Below are 23,613 nucleotides of genomic sequence, written 5' to 3' on the forward strand. Positions count from 1 at the left end.
GATCAAACTCTCCAATAAAGTTAGTTTGTCTAGCATCATAAACTAAAAATTGACGTTTCACGTTGTTTGTTTCGTTCAGTTTTCAAAGAACTACTTCGTCGCTCAGAAGCGACTTTATTAATATAACATTTTGTTATATTTTCGTCAACAACTTTTTTCAAAAAGTTGTTTTTCGTTTGTTTTGCTTGTTACCTTTCGTGGCAACGAATATAAATATACCAGTTTGATTATTAAAATGCAATAGTTTTTCTAATAAAATTTTTAACTTAGTAAAAAAGTATAAAAACAGCACTTTTCTTCTATATAAATATAATTTCTTCCAACATCAACATCTAATCTCCACACTCATACTCAAATAAAGTGAAACTTTAATCAAGCCTCACCAATCGCGATAAAAAAAGCTTTGGAGAAATCTCCAAAGCTTAGTCTTGTTTATGACGCATAGCAGGGAATAATAGTACGTCACGAATAGATGGTGCATTCGTTAATAACATAACAAGACGATCAATACCAATTCCTAGTCCACCTGTAGGAGGCATACCATACTCAAGAGCTTCGATATAATCATCATCCATCATGTGAGCTTCATCATTACCTTGTTCGCGTTCTTTTAATTGCGCTTCAAAACGTTCTTTCTGATCGATTGGATCATTTAATTCAGTGAATGCATTTGCATGTTCACGTGCAACGATAAATAATTCGAAACGATCTGTGAATCGTGGATCTTCGTCATTCTTTTTCGCAAGTGGCGAAATTTCTACCGGATGACCGTAAATAAATGTTGGTTGGATTAATTTATCTTCTACTTTTTGCTCGAAGAATTCATTAATAATATGACCAACTTCCATTGTATCCTTAATTTCTACATTATGTTCTTTTGCAAGTTCACGCGCTTCTTCTACACTCATCGGATTCCAGAAATCTGCTCCAGAATGTTCTTTAATTGCATCTACCATATGAAGACGTGTCCATTCTGGTTCTAGATTAATTTCATAATCACCATACTGGATTGTTGTTGTACCTAGTACTTGCTTCGCGATATGAGCAACCATATTTTCTGTTAGTTTCATAATATCTTTATAATCAGCATACGCTTCATATAATTCAATCATCGTAAACTCGGGATTATGACGAGTTGATACACCCTCGTTACGGAATACACGGCCGATTTCATAAACTTTTTCTAATCCACCCACAATAAGGCGTTTTAAATGAAGTTCAATTGCGATACGCATATATAACTCCATATCTAACGCATTATGGTGCGTGATAAAAGGACGCGCAGAAGCTCCACCTGCAATTGCGTGCATCATAGGTGTTTCCACTTCAAGATAACCATTGTCATCTAAGTATCTTCTCATTTCACGAATGATTTTACTGCGAGTAACAAATGTTTCACGGCTTTCCATACTTGTAATTAAGTCTAAGTAACGTTGACGGTAGCGTTGTTCAACATCTTTTAATCCATGATATTTATCCGGTAATGGACGAAGAGATTTCGTTAATAGCGTAAAGCCCGTTGCTTTCACCGAAAGTTCTCCAACGTTCGTTTTGAAAACTTTACCTTCAATACCTACTAAGTCACCTAAATCTGCTGTTTTAAATAATTCGTACTCTTCATCTCCAACAGCATCTTTACGAACGTAAATTTGAACTTGTCCATGTAAATCTTGAATATGTGCAAATCCAGCTTTTCCTTTACCGCGTTTTGTCATAATACGACCAGCGATAGAAACAGAGATTTCTTTCTCCTCTAATTCTTCTTTAGAGAACTCTCCATATAGGCTTAATAATTCATTTGTTGCATTTGTACGTTCAAAACGTTTACCGAACGGATCGATCCCTTGCTCACGTAAGTTATGTAGCTTTTCACGACGAACAAGCAATTGGTCGTTTAATTCTTCGTGGTTCATGTTATCCATGGTATTGATATCACTCCAGCTCTATTAATTTTTACAATATATACAGTATAGCATTTTCTACTCAACTAGAAAAACTGCCAGCAACTAACTGGCAGTTCTTCTTTCTTTCACGTAATTATAGGAAGTGTATAGAAGAATGTCAATCTTCCCTTCCTATTATTAACCAACGTGAATTGTTTGTTGTTTCGCTTCTACTTCTTCTACAAATGTACCTAATACATTTGCAAGGTCTTCACGCGTATTACAAGCATTGATACCATTACGTACAGTTGCATTACCACGAATGCCTTTTAAATACCAAGCTGCGTGCTTTCTCATCTCTCTTACAGCGACATTTTCATTCTTTAAATCGATCAGACGATCTAGATGCAACATACATACGTCAATTTTCTCACGTACTGTCGGTTCCGGCATTAATTCACCAGTCTCTAAATACTTTACCGTACGATAAATCATCCATGGATCTCCAAGGGCAGCGCGGCCAATCATAACACCATCTACACCAATTTCATCAAGCATACGCTTTGCATCTTGCGGCGTTGCGACATCACCATTTCCGATAACCGGGATATTTACAGCTTGCTTTACTTGTTTAATAATATCCCAATCCGCTTTTCCTTCATACATTTGTACTCGTGTGCGCCCATGAACTGCTACCGCTTGTCCACCAGCACGCTCAACAGCTTTCGCATTCTCGATTGCGAAAATATGATCCTCATCCCAACCAATACGCATTTTTACTGTAACTGGTTTTTTTACAGCATCTACAACTGCTGCTACCATTTCATATATTTTATTTGGGTCTAAAAGCCACTTTGCTCCTGCATCACACTTAACGATTTTTGGTACTGGGCACCCCATATTAATATCAATGATGTCTGCTGTCGTATATTGATCTACGTATTTCGCAGCATCTACAAGAGTTTCTTTCTCGCCACCAAAAATTTGTAAACTTAATGGCTTTTCTCTCTCATCAATATATAACATATCTAATGTTCTTTTATTGTTCAGTAGTATCGCCTTATCACTTACCATTTCAGCACAAACTAGGCCTGCACCGAATTCTTTTACTGTCAAACGGAATGCAGAGTTACACACTCCCGCCATCGGTGCTAATACAACCGGATTTTTCATCTCAATATTTGCGATTTTTAACACTCGATTTACTCCTTCCTTCATGGTCACTTTGGCATTAGCTCATCTATCGAGACCTTTAATGCTTTAGCAACTTCCACTACAAAGTCTTGGGAAGGCGATCGATTTCCTCGCTCAACTTCACCTAAAACAGATACAGATACCCCTAATTCTTTTGCAAAACCTTCTTGCGTATAACCTTTTAGTTTTCGAAAAGCACGAATGCGTCTTCCCCATTTTTCTGCTTCCATACCGTTACTCCCTCTCGCCTTTTCATTTCTTCTACTTGTGAACGTGAAATGTTTTGTTTTATATCTTGATTAATCTCTAACAACGGAACGATAACAAAAGCTCTTTCGAACATCCGCGGATGCGGAACAATAAGATTCTCTGCTTCAATATTTTCTTGATTATATAGTAAAATGTCAAGGTCGATAGTCCTAGGTCCCCACCTAATTTCCCTTTTTCTTCCTAGATCATTTTCTACTTTTTGCGTTACTTTCAATAATTCTTGCGGTGATAAATTGGTAGAAATTTTTATAACTAAATTTAAAAAGCAACTTTGGTCAGTATAGCCAACCGGTTCCGTCTCATATACAGACGAAACATCCTCAACTTTGATATAAGGATTTTTATTCAGAAACTGAATCGCTTCAGTTAAATACGTATAACGTTCTCCAATATTTGAACCTAATGCAATGTAAGCTATATTATTCATGGACGTTCTCTCGTAATTTCTACCGCTACAGCACGATAATGTCCTGGTATCGGCGGATCTGGTTTAATTACCTTTATCGTACATCTTGAAATACTCTCATATTGTTTCAATATATCTGTAGCAATATTTTCAGCAATACTCTCTACAAGCTTATATGTTCTATCTTCTACAACCTTCCTACATAATTCGAAAAGCTCTCCATAATTAACAGAATGCTCTAAGTCATCACTTTCTCCTGCTTGTTTCAAATCCAATTCCACCGTTAAGTCCACTTTAAATCTCTGGCCCAATTTATTTTCCTCTGGGAATACACCATGATAACCGTAAAACTCCATATCATGAATATAAATTTTATCCAATTACTTTACCCCCTTACCAATCATCGCATCCATCATCTTAGCCATACGTGCCATTTCCTTCACATCATGAACACGAACAATCTCACAACCCTTTTCAATACCAAGACAAACGGTAGCTCCCGTCCCCTCAAGACGTTCTTCTACCGGCAAATCTAGCACATGCCCAATAAAGGACTTTCTTGAAGTACCTAAGAGAACTGGATAACCTAGTACGTTTAACTGTTCTAAATTACGCATCGCTTCTAAATTTTGTTCAGGTGTTTTAGCAAAACCGATGCCCGGGTCTAAAATGATATTCTCATCTCGTACACCAGCATCTTTAGCAATTTTAATACTGTCATATAAATCAGCAACCATATCAGCCATTAAATTACGATAATTCATGTTATCGCGATTATGCATTAAGATAATAGGTACATCGTAATGAGCCGCAACTTCAGCGATTTTCGGTTCCGCCTTCGCTCCCCAAACATCATTAATAATATGAGCACCAGCTTCGATTGCTTGTTTTGCAACTTCCGCTTTATATGTGTCGATAGAAATAGGCAAATTCACCTCTTTTGAAACAGCCTGAATCATTGGAACAACTCGTTTTATTTCTTCTTCCACTGACACTTTAGCAAAGCCTGGACGAGTAGATTCGCCACCAATATCAATAATATGAGCACCTTCATCTCGCATTTCTTTCGCATGGCGCACTGCAGCATCTACCTCGTTGTAACTCCCACCATCAGAAAACGAATCTGGTGTTACATTTAAAATCCCCATAATTAACGTTTTTTCATTTAAGTTCAATGTATATTCGCCGCAGCGCAAATCATAATCCCACTTCAAACTACACATCTCCTCTTTGTAATTCATTTCTGCTCCACAATTTCTCTCTCTGCATTTCATAAAGGTTCATAAATCTTTTTGTAACCATACCTACTTTACCCGGGAAATCTCGTCCCTCTATACGATTAAGCGGAACAATTTCTTGAATCGAGTTTGTTACGAAGACTTCATCGGCTGAAAGTAATTCATCTTTTGTAAAGAAACCTTCTTTTACTTCTATACCAATCTCTTCAGCAACCTTTATAATAAACGCACGAGTGATACCATTTAAAATCCCTGTTTCAAGCGAAGGTGTATATAAAATATCACCTTTCACAAAAAAGAGATTCGAAACAATACCCTCTGCAACATAACCTACTTCAGTCAGGAAAATCCCTTCCTTATTCACACCATTTCCAATTTCACGTTTCCCTAAAATGTTATTTAAATAATGGTGAGACTTCAAGCGAGATGCACCCTCTGGGGTATTTCTCACTTGATTTAAGATAACCCCTTCTTTTTCCACTACATCTCCCGGGGCCGCTAAAGGTTTTATAAAAACAATAATAGACGGCTCTTCATACATTTCTGTTTGCAATCCAATTTCATCTATACCCGCCGATACATTAAAACGGACATACGCATGCTCTAATTTATTCTTAACGATTAAATTCTTCAAAATAAGCATTACTTCATCTTTCGTCATTGTCCATTTTATTTGCAATGTATCCAGCGCATCTATTAAACGGTCATAATGATCATCCAATAAGAAAGGATGACCATTATAAATACGAAAAGTCTCAAAAACTCCAAGACCATATAAATAACCATGATCATAAGGAGAAATTCTCGCTTCACTCGATTCTACATACTGACCATTTACGTAAATTAACATGATGTCACACTTGGACTATATTTACGAATGAAATTTTGCAACAACTCTTTCCCGTGAGAAGTCATAATAGATTCCGGGTGGAACTGCACACCTTCAATCGGTAATGTTGTATGGCGGAGCGCCATAATTTCCCCTTCTTCTGTCCAAGACGTTACCTCTAAACAATCAGGTAACGTCTCTTTCTTAACAATAAGGGAATGATAGCGTGTCGCGGTAAACGGATTAGGGATATCCGAAAAAATCGTCTTCTCATCATGATGCATAAGCGATGTTTTCCCATGCATTAATCGCTCTGCACGAACAACCTCTCCACCAAACACTTGCGCAATAGATTGATGCCCAAGACAAACCCCAAAAATCGGAATCTTTCCAGCAAAGTATCGAATAACCTCCATACTAATTCCTGCCTCATTCGGACTACATGGACCTGGCGAAATCATTAAAAAGTCTGGTTTCATATTCTCAATATCTGAAATAGTCACTTCATCGTTACGTTTAACAACAAGATCTTGTCCAAGTTCTCCAAGAAACTGCACTAAATTAAATGTAAAAGAATCATAATTATCAATCATTAATATCATTTCTCTCACCTAACCGTTTCTTCACTACGTTCTTTTGCACGCCATAAAGCAATCGCCTTTTTTAACGACTCTTTATATTCATTTTCCGGATTTGAATCAATTACAATTCCCGCCCCAGCTTGTACATGCGCTTTTCCGTCTTTAGCAAGAAGTGTCCTAATTACAATATTCAATTCTGTATCTCCAGAATAACCGATCCAACCGATTGAACCTGTATAAATCCCTCGGCGAACAGGTTCTAATTCTTCAATAATTTCCATCGTACGTATTTTCGGAGCACCCGTAATTGTTCCTCCAGGGAATACAGCCTTCACTAAATCGAAAGCATCTTTATCTTCTTCCACCTCACCACGCACATTAGAAACAATATGCATAACATGTGAGTATTTCTCAATTACCATAAACTCGTCTACTTCTACAGTGCCATATTTACAAACACGTCCTAAATCATTTCGCTCTAAATCTACAAGCATGACGTGCTCTGCTCTTTCTTTTTCATTCTCAATTAATTCCCTTGCCAATTCTTCATCCTCTTGCTCATTTGCCCCTCTAGATCTCGTTCCAGCAATTGGTCTTGTACTTACTTCAGTTCCCTGTTTCTTAATTAGCAACTCTGGCGATCCACTTACAATTTGAAAATCCCCGAGCTCCAAGTAACCCATATATGGAGATGGATTAATTTCACGAAGACTTGTATATATTTCTAGTGGGTGTGTTTGTAACGTTCTTTCTTGTCTTGTCGACAAGTTTACTTGGAACACATCACCAGCCCCAATATATTCTTGAATACATTCAACCGCCTTCATAAAGCTTTCTTCAGTAAAAGCAACTGCTTCATTTTTCTTTTCAGGGCACGCAAACGGTATAGTCACTTCCGGCGCTTCTGTTGCCCAAAGAATCTTCCATTCATTTAATCGCTCTTTTGCCTCTTCGTGCTTATCTACATAATGTGTAATAATCCATAATACTTTTTCTTTTTGATCATACACAAACACATCATCAAATAATAAAAAGAATATATCAGGTATATTAATATCATCTTCCGCAAGAGAAGGAAGTTTTTCAATATAACGGATGCAATCATAACTAAAGTAACCAATTGCACCACCTTGAAAAGGCGGGTATTCCGGATTATAATCCGTTTTCCATCGCTCCATATATTCCTGCATTAAATCTAATGGGTTTCCTTGCTTTATTGTTTCCTTACCACTTTCACTTATATGTAACGTTTCACCCTTCCCTCGGATTACCGCTACTGGGTTTAATCCCACGATGTTATAACGACCGCCACGTCCACTCTCTAACAAAATATGTTGCGGTTTATCCTTAGAAAGAAATTTATATTGCTTAAAGAAATCTAACTGATATGGAATAGAAAGCGCTAAAGATTTTCTTCGTTGCATATCAACACCCCGTCTTCTTTTATCCCACCCTCTTATATTAACCACTTCAAGCTACATTCGTTATGTATATAGAAGGGTTATATTCGAAGGCTAGTGAAAATAAATTAATGATACTACCTCTTATTTTACATGAAGTTTTCTAGTCATTCACTCTTTTCCTATTTCCAATCCAAAAAGAAAAAGCATCCTTTTTTAAGGATGCTTTTTCAATCACATGTAATTAAGACTCAAATTGATAAAGTGGTGTACTTAAATAACGTTCACCATTACTTGGGATAATAACAAGTACCTTTTTCCCTTTACCTAACTTTTTCGCAACTTCTGTCGCTGCATAAATAACTGCTCCTGAAGAGATACCAACTAAAATACCTTCCTCTTTAGCCACTCTTCTTGCGTATTCGAACGCTTGCTCTGTTTTCACTTGAATGATTTCATCATATACTTCTACATCCAATGTTTCTGGAACAAATCCAGCCCCAATTCCTTGGATTTTATGTGGACCCGGTTTTCCACCAGATAACACTGGTGAATCCGCAGGTTCTACTGCATAAATTTTAATATCTTTATATGCTTCCTTCAGCACTTCACCAGCACCAGTAATCGTTCCACCTGTACCAATACCTGCAATAAATGCATCTAATTGGTCGCCCATTTGCTCAACAATTTCTGGACCTGTTGTTAAACGATGAATTTCTGGATTTGATTGATTTTTGAACTGTTGCGGTATAAAGTAGCCATGTTCTTTTGCTAATTCAGTCGCTTGACGAATTGCTCCGCCCATTCCTTCAGGCCCTGGAGTCAATACTAATTCAGCGCCATAAGCACGTAATAAATTGCGACGCTCAACGCTCATTGTTTCTGGCATTACTAAAATTGCCTTATATCCTTTAGCAGCTGCTACCATCGCTAAACCAATTCCTGTGTTACCACTTGTCGGCTCAATGATTGTATCGCCTTCTTTTAATAATCCTTTTTTCTCAGCATCTTCAATCATAGCTAATGCGATACGATCTTTAACGCTGCTCCCCGGATTCATAAATTCTAATTTTAAGTATATATCTGCGCTGTCTGATTCTACGATGCGGTTCAACTTAACGATCGGCGTTTTCCCGATTAATTCTGAAACTGATTGTGCCACTCGCATTCCTGTCACTCCTAACACCGAGTATTTTTATTGGTTTTGTCTATATTTAGATTTTGTCAGAAAATTCCCTGTTTGTCAATGTATTTAGAGGGTAAATTCCCTTATTACAAATTCTCAATTAAATTTGTAATATCTTCTTTAGAGAACTTGTATCGCTCATTACAGAAGTGACAATGAACTTCTGTTTCTTCTTCTTCTTCACGAACTTGCTCTAACTCCGTTTTACCTAAACTAATTAACACACTCTCGATACGTTCGCGTGAGCATGTGCAATTAAATTGAACATCCATCGTTTCTAATACTTTTACCTTATCTTCTCCAAGGACTGCATACAGTAACTCTTCTGGAGAAAGCCCTTGTTCGATCAATGTTGATACAGGAGGAATCTTCTGCAAACGCTCTTCAATGAATGAAATTGTCTCTTCCTGTGCACCCGGCATAATTTGAAGGATAAATCCACCTGCCGCTAATATGCTATCGTCTCCATTTACAAGGACACCAACACCTACAGAAGAAGGCGTCTGCTCAGAAACTGCAAAATAATACGTGAAGTCTTCTCCTAATTCTCCTGAAACAATTGGAGATTGACCAATAAACGGCTCACGCATACCAATATCTTTAATTACCGTTACAAATCCTTCAGTACCTACCGCTTGATATACACGTAATTTCCCTTGTTCTGTTCCTTCAAAGTCAACATGTGGATTCGTTACATAACCACGTACATCTCCATTTGCATGAGCATCTACTAAGATAGGACCAATCGGACCATTTCCTTCTACCTTAATTGTTAGCTTTTGGTCACCTTTTAACATTGCCCCCATCATTGTACCTGCAGTTAAAGAACGACCAAGTGCCGCTGAAGCTGTTCTCCATGTATCATGACGTCTTTGCGCCTCGCTTACCGTGTTTGTAGTACGTACACTATACGCACGCACTTCCCCATCAAATGCTAACGCTTTTACTAAATAATCTTTCATACTTATTTATTCACCTTTCTCATGCTGTAAATTTGCATTACGCTCGTATAACATATACAAACCTTTTAATGTTAAGAATGGATCTACAACATCAATTACATTCGATTCTTCTGAAATTAATTTCGCTAATCCACCTGTTGCAATAACTTTTGGTTCTTGTTTAGCTTCCTCTTTCATGCGCTTAACAATACCTTCCACTTGTCCAACATAACCATAAAGAATACCGGATTGCATCGCACTTACCGTATTCTTCCCAACTACACTGCTTGGTTTTGTAATTTCAATACGAGGAAGTTTTGCCGCTCTACTATATAAAGCCTCTGCTGAAATCATAATTCCTGGTGTAATAACTCCACCCATATAATGCTTTTCTTCGTTAATATAACAATATGTAGTAGCCGTACCAAAATCGACAATAATAAGCGGACTTCCATATAAGTGGATTCCTGCTACTGCATTTACGATTCGATCCGCACCTACTTCTCGTGGATTTTCATATTTAATATTTAGCCCCGTTTTTATTCCAGGACCTACTACAAGCGGCTTAATTTTAAAATACTTTTCACACATGCGCTCTAAAGCAAACATAATTGGTGGTACGACTGAAGACACGATAATACCTTTCACATCTTCAAACGAAAGACCCTCATGCTCAAGCAACTGTTTTACAAGCATTCCATATTCATCTTCTGTCTTATGACGATCCGTTTCCATGCGCCAATGTTGACGAAGTTCCCCCTCTTCAAACACGCCCAGTACAGCATTTGTGTTCCCTACATCCAATACAAAAATCATATTCTCACCACTTATCTTATTTAATCTATATTTGTGCAGTATGTATAAAACTTATAAAAACATCATATCACACATACTTATATAATCAGCTTTTCTATCCTCATCATTTTACAAAAAGATTACTCCCTATTTCAATTTTTAGTACCAGATTTATTTAAATTCTTTTTCTACTTAGTTCCCTTCTACAAATAAAAAAGGAGTGACTATCGTCACTCCTTCATCTCTTCTTACTTATCTTCTGATTCTTCATCGTCCTTCTTCATGTTGATGTTTACTTTCACATCAGCTGAAGATGTTGAACGTTCTGGCAATCTGCCATAGTCACATAAATGATTGATTTGCTCCGCATCTAACGTTTCTACTTCAAGTAACGTTTTCGCAATAAGATCTAGTTTATCACGATTGTCAGTAAGAATTTGTTTTGCACGAGCATAACATTCTTTCATAATCGTTTGCATTTCCATATCGATTTCGTGTGCAATCGCATCACTATAGTTTTGTTCTGAATGGAAGTCTCTTCCTAAGAACACTTGACCACCTTGTGAGCTACCAAATTGCATTGGTCCAAGCTTATCACTCATACCAAATTCCGTTACCATACGTCTTGCAATACCAGTCGCACGTTGGAAGTCATTATGAGCACCTGTACTTACTTCACCAAATACAATCTCTTCAGCTACTCGACCACCAAGTAAACCAGTGATTTTATCAAGTAACTCTGGTTTTGTCATGAAGTAACGATCTTCTTTTGGAAGCATTACTGCATATCCACCAGCTTGACCACGAGGGACAATTGTTACTTTATGAACGACATCAGCTTCATCAAGGACAACACCAATTACAGTGTGGCCCGCTTCATGGAAAGCAACGATATTACGTTCTTTTTCAGAGATAACACGACTTTTCTTAGCCGGACCTGCAATAACACGATCCGTCGCTTCATCAATGTCACTCATATCAATTTTCTTCTTATCTTGACGCGCAGCTACTAAAGCAGCTTCGTTTAATAAGTTTTCAAGATCGGCACCAGAGAATCCTGGTGTACGAGTTGCAATTGCTCTTAAGTTGATATTCTCATCAAGCGGTTTATTACGAGCATGCACTTTCAGTACAGCTTCACGGCCATTTACATCTGGACGATCTACTGTAATTTGACGGTCAAAACGACCTGGACGTAATAATGCTGGGTCAAGAATATCAGGACGGTTTGTCGCAGCGATGATAATAATACCTTCGTTGGCACCGAATCCATCCATTTCAACAAGCAATTGGTTTAACGTTTGTTCACGCTCATCATGGCCACCACCAAGACCAGCGCCACGTTGACGTCCTACCGCATCAATTTCATCAATGAAAATGATGCAAGGAGCATTTTTCTTTGCGTTTTCGAATAAATCACGTACACGTGATGCACCGACACCGACGAACATCTCTACGAAATCAGAACCACTGATAGAGAAGAACGGAACGCCTGCCTCACCCGCAACGGCACGTGCTAGTAAAGTTTTACCTGTACCTGGAGGTCCCACTAATAGAACACCCTTCGGAATACGGGCACCAACTTCAGCAAACTTACGAGGATCTTTCAAGAATTCAACTACCTCAACAAGCTCTTGTTTCTCTTCATCTGCTCCAGCAACATCTCTGAAACGAACTTTTTTCTTTTCGTCATTATATAACTTCGCCTTACTTTTCCCGAAGTTCATAACACGGCTACCGCCGCCCTGAGCTTGGTTTAATAAGAAGAAGAATAAAATGAAGATAATGACAAACGGGATGATAGAAGTAAAGAAGGTTACCCAAGCACTTGTTTCTTCTGCTGGTTGATACTTAACTTCAGCACCTTGCGCTTTATCATTAATTTTCTTTTGTAATTCCTCAGTATTTGGTGCATAAGTAACAAATTGTTCTCCCTGGCTAGAGTTATTAAATTGTCCTTTTACTTCAAACACACCATTTTTCGGTTGAAGCTGCACATTACGCACTTCACCTTTTTCTAGTTTAGTAATGAATTTATCGTAGCTAACTGATGTCGTTTTTTGTGTCGAACCATTAAAATAGCTCACGATTCCAATTACTACTAGGAATATCAGTAAATAAAAGATGGTATTACGGAAGATACGATTCATTCCTAACCTCCTCTCACGGCATAAACACTATAGTAAATCGTAACATAGAAAAACTTTCCTATACAATTGTGACGCCTGTATTTAATTAATTTGAGTAAACGCTTGGTTTTAATACTCCTACATAAGGAAGATTACGGTATTGCTCTTTATAATCTAATCCATATCCTACAACAAATTCATGCGGTACAGTAAACCCAACATAATCCGCTTTCAAATCTACCTTACGGCCTGTTGGTTTATCTAATAACGTAACGATTTTTACAGACTTCGCTTTACGATATTTAAATAGGTCTACTAAGTAACTTAGTGTAAGACCGCTATCAATAATATCTTCAACGATTAAAATATCGCGACCTTCTACAGAAGTATCAAGGTCTTTTAAAATTTTCACTTCGCCTGTTGAAACAGTTGAGTGACCGTAACTAGATACAGCCATAAAATCCATTTCAAGATATGTATCTGTTCTCTTTAATAAATCTGCCATAAATGGCATTGCACCCTTTAGTACACCAATCGCAAGAGGTACTGTGTTTTTATAGTCCTCTGCAATAATTGCGCCTAATTCGAGCACCTTTTCTTGTATTTGCTCTTCAGAAATTAATACTTTTTCGATATCTTGATTCATCATTTCATTATCCTCCCGGAAGACTCCTTGCTTTTGTAGTGAATAATCATATATTTATCCTTCTTTGCTGCCTCTTTCGAGATAGCAAATGCAGATCGCTTCAACAAGGGTAACCAAATAACATTCCCACTTGCATCACAAACGACCGGCCATTCTTCTCTTTTTTCTCTCGGTACTTTTGCTTCGATAAAAATAGCTTTTATCTTTTTGGTGCCATTCATACCTTGTATTGACATGCGATCTCCATTTTTTCTAGACCGAATACGAAGTGGATATGATATATCATTATACTTAGCAACAAATACTGTTTCATTCATGTCACTTGGTATATCTTCGCTCACCTCTGTTACAAGTTTATCCCCGTTCGATAGCGTAATTGTCCCGGGCACTGATAAATCTTGTAAGAAAGGAGAAACAATTTCTTGTTTAAATCCAAAGCTACACTCCTCGTATGCGCGAACAATTTTCAAATCACCTGGGAAATCAAGTGAACCCGAAGGCTGTGTCCGCTTAAAAAACTCAATCACTTTGTCAATATGTATAGAGGAAAGAGAAGATGGAATCTTATATTCATAAAGATAGTTTAATATTAGTTGAATCCCTCTTCTTTGTAAAGGCATAGACATGGATTCAAAGGCAGGAATTGATAAGCTAATTTGTTTATCACTTTTTTTTGTAATTACTTTATTCATTTTCTCAAAAGCTAATTCCTGCAAATACGCCTCATCCTCTTGCATCTGCATGCTAAATTTTTGGAATTTCTCATGCACTTGTGGGTTTTCTTCTTTCAAATGAGGAAGAACGTATTTACGTAATCGATTCCTTGTATATACTTCCTTTTTATTACTTGGATCTATACGAGGAATTATTTTCAGCTTATTACAGTAATCAACAATTTCTTCCTTTGTTACTCCAAGTAACGGCCTAATTAAATATCCATTATGAAAAGGACGCTTCACTGCAATTCCTGCATATCCTTTCGGAGTACTCCCTCGTACAAGACGCATTAAAATCGTCTCTACTTGGTCATCACCATGATGTCCAAGGGCTACATATCTCGCATCATATTTCTTCATTATTCTTTCCAAAAATGCATATCTGCATTCTCTAGCAGCAACCTGTGCATTCATCCCGTATTGCTGTTGATATTGCGACACATTAATTCTTATCGTTTCGCAAATAACTCCCAGTCCTTTACAAAGGTCCTGCACAAACTGTAGGTCCTCATGAGATTCATCACCTCTAAACATGTGATCCACATGCGCCACTACAATTTCAAACTGTTTTGCCGCTCTTTTTTCTAACAAATAATATAGAAGAGCCAAAGAGTCAGGACCACCAGAAACCCCTACAACAATTGTTGAGCGTTCCTTTAATACATCATGCTGCTTTACAAAGTCATCTACCTTTTCAACAAATGTATCTTTCAACTTCGTAATCACCTTTCATTAAACAAGAACAGCAACGTTAGTTACCTTGTTTATAATGGTACAACTTTTACAAACATTGTGCAAAAAAAAGATATACAAAAATTACATTTTTATCTTACATCATCCGTATATATTCACAAAAATAATAACATTATCTTTTAAAGCAAAAAAACCTAGGTATTCACCTAGGTTTTTAGAAAGAAACATTACACTTCAAGTTTCACTTTATTGCGCTTGCATTCCTACAATTGGAATGGTAGCCCACTTCGGCATATTTTTCTTCACTTTCGCTACTACAATAGTCATATCATCATTTATATAACCATCGCCAGATCGAATCACCTCTTCCATAATGATATCAGCAATTTCTTGCGGATCTTCAGTTTGTAACTCTTTAATTTTCCGCTTCATCCATAACTCGTGATTCTCCACATGCTGCGCGCCCTCAAAAATCCCATCACTCATCATAATAAGAATATCACCTGTTTTTAATTGCTCACCCACTACATCAACTTCAACATCCTCGATAATTCCCATTGGCAAATTACTTGCTTCAATTTTCAAAATATTATTTGCGCGTTTAACAAAACTCGGCGTCGATCCAATCTTTAAAAACTTCGCACTCGCATCCCGTAAATCTACCATAGCTAAATCTAACGTCGTAAACATCTCTTCTGTTGTTCTTAAAGAAAGAATAGAGTTAATAGACTTAATCGCTATTTCTTCATCAATGCCTGATTGAAGTATTTTTTGTAATAATTTCACCGTTTCTTTACTCTCCATATGAGCTCTTTGCCCATTTCCCATACCATCACTAATTGCAAGGGCATATTTCCCAACACTTAAATCCATCATCGCATAAGAATCACCCGAAACAAACCCACCGCCTTTCGCGGCTGTGGCCAAGCCGGTATCAAGGGAATACGTTTTTGCTGAACCAAATGATATTAAACTGTGCCCATTCGGATAAGAAGATTTTTCTTCATGTTTCACAACTATGTTTTCCTTCAGGATATCAGAAAGCATTGGTGCAACTAATTTTTCACACTCTCCATGTTCATTAGATGCAACTGGAATCAACATTTCAATATCAATACTTCCTCTATCTAAACAATAAATATCAACATGCTCTATTTCTACACCAAAATCACGAAACGCTTGCAGAATCTGTTCTTCCTGTACTTGATGATTTTCTCTTTCTCTTTGTATCTCCTTAGCAAAATCCTCCATAACTTTTGATACACCTAACAATTGCTCCGCTACTATTCTACGATTTTCTTTCATTTGTTTTCGTAATTTTTGTCCCTCATAGAAGTGATCTAATTCACCCGCTACTAAATCCGTCACTTTCTTGCCTCTTACGCAATGCTTGTCCCATTCACGAACTAACTTCCGATTATGCTGCAGAGTTCCTTCTTCCGTTTCACTCATTATTTGTTTCATATAATCATACGTTTTATCGAAATTAACTACCCAGCATTGGTCCTTTTTAAAGCATGTTTGACATGTTTTTGCAGTAATTGTACTTAAGAACAAATCTGCCTCCGTCTCTTTATCTTCCTCCTCCACATATCCATATACAGAAAAGCTATTAGATAAAGCAGCAAATACATTGGCAAATTGATTGATTTTATTCGCTGTAACATCACGCATTCTTCTTAAATACTGTTGTTGATCTTGCGAATGCTCCTGTGTGCCTGGCATAAATTTAGCAATACGATCCATAACAAGTTTCGGTGTTAATAAAAAGAAAGCAATCGCCACACCAGATTCAATTAAAGTTGTCACAATGTTTGTTTGCTTGTCTACATATAGCGTAATCAAGCTTGTCCCAATTAATAAACCTAAACTAACACCTAAGCGTTTCCCTTCTTTTAACAAACCACCAAGCAATCCAGAAAAGGCAAGCAGACTAAGTTGGGACAAACTAGAGACATTTGCTAAGCTTAATATTAACCCAGTGACGACCCCTACTGTAGATCCTGTAGCCGCTCCTGCGATAAACGCAAACACAAGCACTAAATACCTAGTAAAAATATGTTGAATAGAAGCGTCATATATGAACCAATCTGTTGTACCAGTTAAAACAGATGCTAGTAATATAATTAAACAAACAATTTCTTCTGTCTCTAACGCTTGTTGTTTCCCTTTTCTTTCTACTAAAAGCGGGACACTTTGTAAAAATATCATAGTTAATACGAAGCTAAGCCCTGCCTCAATCGTACTAACGAGTAAATCGTACATGGTAACAGTTTGTTGTGCAAAATATACGACAACTAAATGTGCAGTTAATGCGGAGATAAATACTTGGAATGGTACAAGTCCAACAGTTTTACGTGTAAACCGACTAAAGAAGATATTATAAATGAAGAAAGTAAAAATAGATGCAAAGGTAAAGAATAAATTATCTATCGAAACTGAAAGTGCGCCCCCCATTAGGGCCAAGAATGCGAGCGGCATTTTATCCCGCTTCATAACATAAACAGCAGCAAAAAACGGTAGTGCAAACGGTAAAATGTTTGTTAATATATATGCTCGTCCCAAAAGAAAACCAATAACAACAATAATGAATCCCCATCTAAAGAAAACTTGCTCAAACTTCATTCGCAACTTACTCGTCCACTTTACTCCTCCAAGCTGACCTTCATTCATTGCCAATGCACTTGTATTCATAGTATTCCTTCCTGCTTTAGGCATATTTTTAACACCACCTGCATAGTTTAATTACTGTCATTATAAAAGATGATTATTGGGATTTTTGTCAAAACAACAGTTTTCACTTTTATAATCGTTCGACTTTTTATTCGAAATAACTCTACATATATACACAGTATGTATTTTATTTTTAATATTTTAATCGAACATTCAGAAAATATAGGGTGATTTTGTAGAAGTGTTGTATGTCTTAATTTATTTAACAAAAAAAGATCATGCGCATTTGCATGATCTTTTTAGATGACCCGTACGGGATTCGAACCCGTGTTACCGCCGTGAAAGGGCGGTGTCTTAACCACTTGACCAACGGGCCGTTAAATTAAATATAGCGGCGGAGGGGATCGAACCCCCGACCTCACGGGTATGAACCGTACGCTCTAGCCAGCTGAGCTACACCGCCATGTCGTCTTATTTAACGGACAATTAGTATCTTACCTCAGATATAATTTAAAGTCAACACATCTTGAAAACTTTTTTAAAAATATATTTTCACATATAAAAAAGCACCCTGAGCAATCGCCCTGGGCACCTCTCTATATTCTAAGAATTAAACGTTCTTATTATCCGCGACGTGCGCCACGGCCACCACGTTTAGATTCAGTGTTACGCTTTAAAGAAGTTAAACGATCTTCGCTATCCTTTAAGAAACGTGCCATCTTTTGCTCGAATGTTTCTTTTGGAGCACGGTCGTTACCGCCACCACGGTTATCTCTGTTGAAAGAACGATTACGTTGTGGACGTCCAGAACGTTGTTGATCACCACCGCGTTGGTATTCACCACGTGGACGATCTCCTTCTGTTTTTTCACGCTCTTTCGCTTTTTTAATAGATAGACCAATCTTACCATCTTTTTCAACGTTAATAACTTTTACTTCTACTTGGTCGCCCACTTTTAAGTGATCGTTAATATCTTTCACATAATTATCAGCAACTTCACTAATATGAACAAGACCCGTTAAGCCTTCTGGCAGCTCCACAAAAGCCCCAAAATTTGTAATACCTGTTACTTTACCCTGTAACTTGCTGCCTACCTCGATTGACATAAAAAAAATGCTCCTCCTTAGTGGTTAAAAAGTCAAATTTTACTTTATTATATATAATCCTAAAATATAGTGTCAATAAGACATACTCTACTTAGAAACAGGAAAAATTATCTCCCCTTTTCCAGAGAAGAAATAATCCCTTCTAGCAATCTTTAATACGTACTCTTCATCATTTAACTTTTGAACTTCGTCTTTTAGACTCTTTTCTTTGTTCGTTAATGAATCCAGTTCTTTTTTCATGTCCTTAACTTTTGCTTCTTTTGCTTTAATGGAACTGTTTTGTTGATAAAACGTTACACTAATACTCGCAATAATTGTAAAAGCAAAGACAAGAAAAACCGCTAAACGGCGATAAAGTCGCTTCCTGTTCTCATCCGTTTGTATTATATGCTCTTTAACAGGATTTGGACTCTGTTTTTCGATTGTTCTTTGTCTCAGTTCCCTCATTTCCGAGGTCCCCCTAACTTCTTTTTTATACGCTCCCATAATTGGAAGATATGTCCCTTCAATTTTGCTATATATTGCAGGAACCCTACATGCTTCATTATAAAAAGTTTAACACGATTAGGGAGAAGTTTCCATATGAGCGAAGCAATAAATCGAACAGGCCAGAAAAAAACTTTCCATATGAAAAGTAATATCCAAATCACCATTTTCCATAACACATGTCCAATTGAAAGCAGTATACGAAATAAGAATAATATAAATGCAATAAATAGCTGCGCTATAATAATAACAGGTTTTATCATGAGTAGCTGTATAATTTGAACAAAAAAGTGTGTTGTTTGCACAAAAATATAGATGAGAAAATTTAACAGTCTCATGTATATTGCTTTCAACATGCTTTGATATGCCGCAAAACCACATAATAATGCTAAAAATACATATATACGTAGTTCAGCTTCATTTACAAGAAGTAATACGTAAAAAACGAATAATGCTTGGACAATCCAAAATAGTATATCATGTATAAATACAATCCAACGCTTACGTTCTTGACGTTTTAAAAATCGTTGGTATGTATCTAAAGACGCTCCAATCCAAGCACCCATTCCGATCATTGAGAGCATCGTATACAACTGAATTGTTAGACTCATTTAAACAACTTACTAAAGAAGCCTTTAGTTTTCTCCCCTTGATTCTCATCAATATACAGCATCTCATGAACTTTCCCTTTAATCGATACAACACCTTTTTCTACATCTAAATTTTTCATTTGCAAATTTTGACCGCGAATTGTTAAAAAGCCCATTACGGTCTCAAGTAAAAACTCTTCGCTATCAAAACTCTCTACCTGCTTTACACCGGTAATATCAATTACACGTCTGCCACGCATAATAATATCATGCTCTACAGAAACATTTTGTTGATTAGAAGACATAGGTGAGTAACCATTATTCACGTAAATCCCCCCATACATTTATACTAGCTAATAGTAATGTATGAAGGGATAATCAATTTTAGAACAAGCCTTCTTCGGCCTTTACTTTTTCTTCACGAACTAAGCTATACATATTTGCTGCATCTTCTTTTTTAGTCGTTTCTTTCAATTCATTTATTTTTACAGTTACTATTTTTTGACCAAAACGAATTGTTAATTCATCAGCTACTTTTACATCTGAACTTGCTTTTGCCACTTGACCATTAATGGATATTCTTCCTTGATCAGCTACTTCTTTCGCCAATGTTCTTCTTTTAATTAAACGTGATACTTTTAAAAACTTATCTAGACGCATATTAAATCCCCCTATTAACGCTCTGTTTGTTTTGCCTCTTCCCAGAAAATATCTAACTGCTCTAATGATAAATCTTGCATCTCTTTCTTCATTTCAGCTACCTTTGCTTCCATGTATAAAAAACGACTGACGAATTTCTCATTTGTTGAACGTAACGCTTCTTCTGGATCTATTTTATAATGACGAGCTATATTAACAAACGCAAATAGTAAATCGCCAAATTCACTTAACATCTTCGCCTCATCCATGTTTGTAACTTCTTGTTGGAACTCTTGCCATTCTTCTAAGGCTTTCTCTATCATCGGCTGTACATCAACCCAATCGAAACCAACCTTACCAGCTTTTTTCTGGATTTCATAAGCGCGTAGTAACTGCGGCAAACTTTTTGGAACCCCATTTAAAACAGATTCTTTTACAAACCCTTTTTCTTGTTTTTTAATTTCTTCCCAATTGGCAATTACTTCATCGGCATTATTTACATCCGTATTCCCAAATACATGCGGATGACGACGAACCATTTTCTCAGATAAAGTTCGAATAATATCATCTATAGAGAACCAACCTTCGTCCTCTCCGATTTGGGCATGAAGCATAACTTGTAATAATACATCACCCAGTTCTTCTACTAAGTGATCATCATCCTCTTCATCAATTGCTTCTAATACTTCATAAGCTTCCTCAATTAAATATTTCTTTAAAGATTGATGTGTTTGCTTTTTATCCCATGGACAGCCATTCGGGCCACGAAGATCTGCAATAATTTCTCTAAGCACATCAAACTGTTGATACAAGGATGCACGTTCCTGAACTGGTGGTATGTACACACTCGTTAAATTATTCAACTCCGTTTCATGATCTAACATGTACAACGGCACCTTTTTCACTTGCTCAAATGAAGTCCCTGCAGCTGTTACGATATACACTTCATAATCATCTGGCAGCATCTCCATTAATGTTAATTTCACATCTGATGCAACGAATGCGTCATATACCTGGCAAAAGATTAAGTGTTGACGTAATTCTAATTGTCCTCTTTCAAATGATGTAGCGTCAATTAATTGGAATCCTTCAATCGGATCAATCTTAAGACTTGCAAACATAGGATCAAGGAAACTTTGCCCACCTTCAATTCGCACTTCAATATTCGCTACTTCACTTTTTTCCAATAGTAGCTGAACCGTTCTTTCCGCTACAAGTGGATGCCCTGGAACAGCATAGATGATTTCTGCACCTTCAGCTTGTTTTAGCAATGTATTCGCAATTGTTTCATATACAATTTCAAATGTATCATGTGCTTCATATACATTGTCAAAAGCAGTATATCGTATACCTTCTTTCTCTAACTCTTCTATAACGGGATGTTCCTTCGTTCTAACAAACATGTGATCTGCTTCTTTTATTTTTCTATATACACCCATCGTTAACTGATCTAATTCACCAGCACCTAATCCTAAAATAGTAATGATTCCACTCACAACCTGTCACCTCTATCCACTCTTCTTCAATGAACCTTCTTTTTTCTCTTTTTTCATAACGGTTCCTATTTCTGTTTTTGTAAATACACGTAATTTTAAAATGAAAAACATATATGCCAATCCGCCGATGGCTACACCTAACAACGCCTCAAGTGTTGCAACACCTCTATGACTTGTATCCATTACTAATCCAGACATTTGCAATACACGCATAAACATTATTAGTACAAATCCCATACCGATACCACTAATAACTATACCTAACATATTCCGTTTGTCGATAAGCGATTCGGATACAGCTCGCATAAGTAATACACTATTTAGTATAGAAATTACAATTAACGCAACTAGCGTCGCAATTGCAGCTCCCTTCACACTAAAATATGGCATTAATATATAATTTAAAGCTAACTTTAAACAACCGCCAAATATAACGAATATTGCTGGTTTTAATGTTTGTCCTAACCCTTGCAAAATAGAAGCAGTTGTAATCGACAATGAACTAAATAAAATAGATAAAGATAAAATAGATAAAACATCTGACCCATCACTATTTTCAAACAACATAATATTCGTAGGTTGGATAATACAAGTTAATCCAATGGCTGCTGCAAATCCGATAACAAATGTTATTTTCATCGCTAACCTTACCTTTTCTCGAATAAAGGTAAGATCCCCTCTTTCCTTCGCTGCTGTAATAATTGGAATAAGCGACAACGAGAAGGAAGTTGTCACGACAGTACCCAATTGCATAAGCGGGATACTTCTGTCATAAACACCTTTTAACACCTTTGCACTTTCAACTGGCTCTCCCGCTCCAATAAGTAGAGAATAGAAAGAAATAGAATCAGCCATTTGTATAAAAATAAGTACTAAGTTACTAACACAAATCGCTAACCCCTGCCAAAACAGGATTTTTATAATCTTCTTTTTCCCTTTAATCCTCTTTACACTTTTGAAGAATATAGAACGAAAGTCATGACGCATATAAAGTATAAGTACGATAATCCCAATCAATCCACCTGCGATTGAACCGAGCATAGCACCTGCACCAACTGTATATAAATCAAATTCGTGAGCAATTAGGAATAGAGATAAAAATACAATAATAGAAACACGAATCGTTTGTTCTATCACTTGCGAAACAGCTGTTGGCATCATATTATTGAATCCCTGGAAATATCCTCTTGCTACAGATAAAAACGGCATCAATATGAATGAAAAGGAAATAACGCGTAATAGCTTATCTAAGTGTATATCGCCCATAGCTATCGCAATTGCTTCGGCACCAAAGAACAATGTAAAAAATCCTATGAAACCAATCCCTAATAAAAACCAAAAAGATACACAAATAATTTCCTCTGCTTCTTGTTTTTTCCCTCGCTCTAATCGTTCCGCAACCATTTTTGAAATTATAATAGGGAACCCATAAGTAGCTAAAATTAAACAAAATCCATAAAATGGATAAATTTGTTGGTAAATATAAAAACCAACGTCACCCGCTATATTTTGATATGGAATACGGTAAAAGGCGCTTAATACCTTTGTAACAAAACTTGCGATTGTTAATATAATAGCCCCACGCCAAAAGGCTTGATACTTCTTCGATTCCATGCAAGAAAACTCCTTTTTCTATTCTCACCCCTCGTATTATATCATAAAGAAAAGGACAAGCTTCCTTACCTACACAAGTAAGAATACGTTCGTGCAACGTTA

23 protein-coding genes, 2 tRNA genes and 1 rRNA gene (1 of these 26 running past the window's edge) are annotated in these 23,613 nt (G+C 36.8%); all 26 read right to left on the reverse strand.

All coding sequences use genetic code 11. The features are described from left to right. Nucleotides 1-18 (reverse strand): 16S ribosomal RNA (locus QCI47_RS27845) (it extends 1,533 nt beyond the left edge of the window). Nucleotides 19-422: 404 nt separating this feature from the next. Next, nucleotides 423-1,922, reverse strand: a complete 1,500-nt coding sequence (gene lysS / locus QCI47_RS27850) for a lysine--tRNA ligase (RefSeq protein ID WP_000369678.1) — start codon at nt 1,920-1,922, stop codon at nt 423-425. Nucleotides 1,923-2,081: 159 nt separating this feature from the next. Beyond that, complete coding sequence (gene dusB, locus QCI47_RS27855) at nt 2,082-3,080, reverse strand: tRNA dihydrouridine synthase DusB (RefSeq protein ID WP_000912268.1); 999 nt, start codon at nt 3,078-3,080, stop codon at nt 2,082-2,084. A 23-nt stretch (nt 3,081-3,103) separates the two neighbouring features. Next, nucleotides 3,104-3,307 (reverse strand): helix-turn-helix domain-containing protein, encoded by a 204-nt coding sequence (locus QCI47_RS27860; protein ID WP_000387027.1) that lies wholly within the window; start codon nt 3,305-3,307, stop codon nt 3,104-3,106. Continuing rightward, nucleotides 3,259-3,774, reverse strand: a complete 516-nt coding sequence (gene folK / locus QCI47_RS27865; protein ID WP_001059445.1) for a 2-amino-4-hydroxy-6-hydroxymethyldihydropteridine diphosphokinase — start codon at nt 3,772-3,774, stop codon at nt 3,259-3,261. Before folK ends, QCI47_RS27860 begins: the two co-directional genes overlap by 49 nt. After that, the gene (folB, locus tag QCI47_RS27870) at nt 3,771-4,133 is read right to left on the reverse strand and encodes a dihydroneopterin aldolase (RefSeq protein WP_000358059.1); all 363 of its coding nucleotides are present in this window, start codon (nt 4,131-4,133) and stop codon (nt 3,771-3,773) included. Before folB ends, folK begins: the two co-directional genes overlap by 4 nt. Further along, nucleotides 4,134-4,994 (reverse strand): dihydropteroate synthase, encoded by an 861-nt coding sequence (folP, locus tag QCI47_RS27875; protein ID WP_076874471.1) that lies wholly within the window; start codon nt 4,992-4,994, stop codon nt 4,134-4,136. Beyond that, nucleotides 4,969-5,841: an aminodeoxychorismate lyase gene (gene pabC / locus QCI47_RS27880; RefSeq protein WP_076874470.1), complete on the reverse strand. Its 873-nt coding sequence runs from the start codon at nt 5,839-5,841 to the stop codon at nt 4,969-4,971. Before pabC ends, folP begins: the two co-directional genes overlap by 26 nt. Then, a complete protein-coding gene (pabA, locus tag QCI47_RS27885; RefSeq protein ID WP_000602276.1) occupies nt 5,835-6,422 on the reverse strand; it encodes an aminodeoxychorismate/anthranilate synthase component II in 588 nt (195 codons plus the stop codon). Before pabA ends, pabC begins: the two co-directional genes overlap by 7 nt. A 5-nt stretch (nt 6,423-6,427) precedes the next feature. Next, nucleotides 6,428-7,825 carry an aminodeoxychorismate synthase component I gene (pabB, locus tag QCI47_RS27890; RefSeq protein WP_001189691.1) on the reverse strand — a complete coding sequence of 466 codons (1,398 nt, stop codon included), beginning with the start codon at nt 7,823-7,825 and terminating at the stop codon, nt 6,428-6,430. Between the two features lie 220 nt (nt 7,826-8,045). Next, the gene (cysK, locus tag QCI47_RS27895) at nt 8,046-8,969 is read right to left on the reverse strand and encodes a cysteine synthase A (RefSeq protein WP_001261709.1); all 924 of its coding nucleotides are present in this window, start codon (nt 8,967-8,969) and stop codon (nt 8,046-8,048) included. A 104-nt stretch (nt 8,970-9,073) separates the two neighbouring features. Then, on the reverse strand, nt 9,074-9,949 hold the full coding sequence (hslO, locus tag QCI47_RS27900; RefSeq protein WP_000656366.1) for a redox-regulated molecular chaperone HslO: 876 nt from the start codon (nt 9,947-9,949) through the stop codon (nt 9,074-9,076). A gap of 6 nt (nt 9,950-9,955) precedes the next feature. Then, on the reverse strand, nt 9,956-10,744 hold the full coding sequence (locus QCI47_RS27905) for a type III pantothenate kinase (RefSeq protein ID WP_000578367.1): 789 nt from the start codon (nt 10,742-10,744) through the stop codon (nt 9,956-9,958). Nucleotides 10,745-10,971: 227 nt separating this feature from the next. Beyond that, a complete protein-coding gene (ftsH, locus tag QCI47_RS27910) occupies nt 10,972-12,873 on the reverse strand; it encodes an ATP-dependent zinc metalloprotease FtsH (protein ID WP_001079660.1) in 1,902 nt (633 codons plus the stop codon). An 85-nt stretch (nt 12,874-12,958) separates the two neighbouring features. Further along, nucleotides 12,959-13,501, reverse strand: coding sequence for a hypoxanthine phosphoribosyltransferase (hpt, locus tag QCI47_RS27915; protein WP_000981838.1), 543 nt, complete (start codon nt 13,499-13,501; stop codon nt 12,959-12,961). Then, nucleotides 13,498-14,928 carry a tRNA lysidine(34) synthetase TilS gene (tilS, locus tag QCI47_RS27920; RefSeq protein ID WP_046199543.1) on the reverse strand — a complete coding sequence of 477 codons (1,431 nt, stop codon included), beginning with the start codon at nt 14,926-14,928 and terminating at the stop codon, nt 13,498-13,500. Before tilS ends, hpt begins: the two co-directional genes overlap by 4 nt. Nucleotides 14,929-15,153: 225 nt before the next feature. After that, the gene (gene spoIIE, locus QCI47_RS27925) at nt 15,154-17,625 is read right to left on the reverse strand and encodes a stage II sporulation protein E (RefSeq protein WP_001123528.1); all 2,472 of its coding nucleotides are present in this window, start codon (nt 17,623-17,625) and stop codon (nt 15,154-15,156) included. A 259-nt stretch (nt 17,626-17,884) separates the two neighbouring features. Continuing rightward, nucleotides 17,885-17,956: transfer RNA gene (locus tag QCI47_RS27930), tRNA-Glu, on the reverse strand. A 13-nt stretch (nt 17,957-17,969) separates the two neighbouring features. Beyond that, a tRNA-Met gene (locus QCI47_RS27935) sits at nt 17,970-18,043 on the reverse strand. Nucleotides 18,044-18,203: 160 nt separating this feature from the next. Continuing rightward, the gene (locus QCI47_RS27940; protein ID WP_000021452.1) at nt 18,204-18,686 is read right to left on the reverse strand and encodes a S1 domain-containing RNA-binding protein; all 483 of its coding nucleotides are present in this window, start codon (nt 18,684-18,686) and stop codon (nt 18,204-18,206) included. Nucleotides 18,687-18,773: 87 nt separating this feature from the next. Further along, nucleotides 18,774-19,133 carry a cell division protein DivIC gene (gene divIC, locus QCI47_RS27945; protein ID WP_001208736.1) on the reverse strand — a complete coding sequence of 120 codons (360 nt, stop codon included), beginning with the start codon at nt 19,131-19,133 and terminating at the stop codon, nt 18,774-18,776. Beyond that, nucleotides 19,130-19,783, reverse strand: coding sequence for a spore cortex biosynthesis protein YabQ (gene yabQ, locus QCI47_RS27950; protein WP_000059762.1), 654 nt, complete (start codon nt 19,781-19,783; stop codon nt 19,130-19,132). The genes divIC and yabQ overlap by 4 nt, the downstream gene beginning before the upstream one ends. Then, nucleotides 19,780-20,088 carry a sporulation protein YabP gene (yabP, locus tag QCI47_RS27955; protein WP_001059101.1) on the reverse strand — a complete coding sequence of 103 codons (309 nt, stop codon included), beginning with the start codon at nt 20,086-20,088 and terminating at the stop codon, nt 19,780-19,782. Before yabP ends, yabQ begins: the two co-directional genes overlap by 4 nt. Nucleotides 20,089-20,146: 58 nt before the next feature. Continuing rightward, nucleotides 20,147-20,422 (reverse strand): RNA-binding S4 domain-containing protein, encoded by a 276-nt coding sequence (locus tag QCI47_RS27960; protein WP_001234876.1) that lies wholly within the window; start codon nt 20,420-20,422, stop codon nt 20,147-20,149. Between the two features lie 14 nt (nt 20,423-20,436). After that, a complete protein-coding gene (gene yabN / locus QCI47_RS27965) occupies nt 20,437-21,897 on the reverse strand; it encodes a bifunctional methyltransferase/pyrophosphohydrolase YabN (protein ID WP_000014266.1) in 1,461 nt (486 codons plus the stop codon). Between the two features lie 12 nt (nt 21,898-21,909). Further along, nucleotides 21,910-23,511 (reverse strand): putative polysaccharide biosynthesis protein, encoded by a 1,602-nt coding sequence (locus QCI47_RS27970; protein ID WP_000444157.1) that lies wholly within the window; start codon nt 23,509-23,511, stop codon nt 21,910-21,912. Between the last annotated feature and the right edge of the window lie 102 nt (nt 23,512-23,613).

It is taken from the genome of Bacillus cereus group sp. RP29 (assembly GCF_040459765.1).
Lineage (GTDB): Bacteria > Bacillota > Bacilli > Bacillales > Bacillaceae_G > Bacillus_A > Bacillus_A paranthracis.

Coding starts and splice junctions, on each gene's coding strand:
- lysS (WP_000369678.1), bottom strand. CDS start 1,922: ATGGATAACATGAACCACGAAGAATTAAACGACCAATTGCTTGTTCGT.
- QCI47_RS27860 (WP_000387027.1), bottom strand. CDS start 3,307: ATGGAAGCAGAAAAATGGGGAAGACGCATTCGTGCTTTTCGAAAACTA.
- folK (WP_001059445.1), bottom strand. CDS start 3,774: ATGAATAATATAGCTTACATTGCATTAGGTTCAAATATTGGAGAACGT.
- folP (WP_076874471.1), bottom strand. CDS start 4,994: ATGAATTACAAAGAGGAGATGTGTAGTTTGAAGTGGGATTATGATTTG.
- pabC (WP_076874470.1), bottom strand. CDS start 5,841: ATGTTAATTTACGTAAATGGTCAGTATGTAGAATCGAGTGAAGCGAGA.
- pabA (WP_000602276.1), bottom strand. CDS start 6,422: ATGATATTAATGATTGATAATTATGATTCTTTTACATTTAATTTAGTG.
- pabB (WP_001189691.1), bottom strand. CDS start 7,825: ATGCAACGAAGAAAATCTTTAGCGCTTTCTATTCCATATCAGTTAGAT.
- cysK (WP_001261709.1), bottom strand. CDS start 8,969: ATGCGAGTGGCACAATCAGTTTCAGAATTAATCGGGAAAACGCCGATC.
- hslO (WP_000656366.1), bottom strand. CDS start 9,949: ATGAAAGATTATTTAGTAAAAGCGTTAGCATTTGATGGGGAAGTGCGT.
- QCI47_RS27905 (WP_000578367.1), bottom strand. CDS start 10,744: ATGATTTTTGTATTGGATGTAGGGAACACAAATGCTGTACTGGGCGTG.
- ftsH (WP_001079660.1), bottom strand. CDS start 12,873: ATGAATCGTATCTTCCGTAATACCATCTTTTATTTACTGATATTCCTA.
- hpt (WP_000981838.1), bottom strand. CDS start 13,501: ATGATGAATCAAGATATCGAAAAAGTATTAATTTCTGAAGAGCAAATA.
- spoIIE (WP_001123528.1), bottom strand. CDS start 17,625: ATGCCTAAAGCAGGAAGGAATACTATGAATACAAGTGCATTGGCAATG.
- QCI47_RS27940 (WP_000021452.1), bottom strand. CDS start 18,686: ATGTCAATCGAGGTAGGCAGCAAGTTACAGGGTAAAGTAACAGGTATT.
- divIC (WP_001208736.1), bottom strand. CDS start 19,133: ATGAGGGAACTGAGACAAAGAACAATCGAAAAACAGAGTCCAAATCCT.
- yabQ (WP_000059762.1), bottom strand. CDS start 19,783: ATGAGTCTAACAATTCAGTTGTATACGATGCTCTCAATGATCGGAATG.
- QCI47_RS27960 (WP_001234876.1), bottom strand. CDS start 20,422: ATGCGTCTAGATAAGTTTTTAAAAGTATCACGTTTAATTAAAAGAAGA.
- QCI47_RS27970 (WP_000444157.1), bottom strand. CDS start 23,511: ATGGAATCGAAGAAGTATCAAGCCTTTTGGCGTGGGGCTATTATATTA.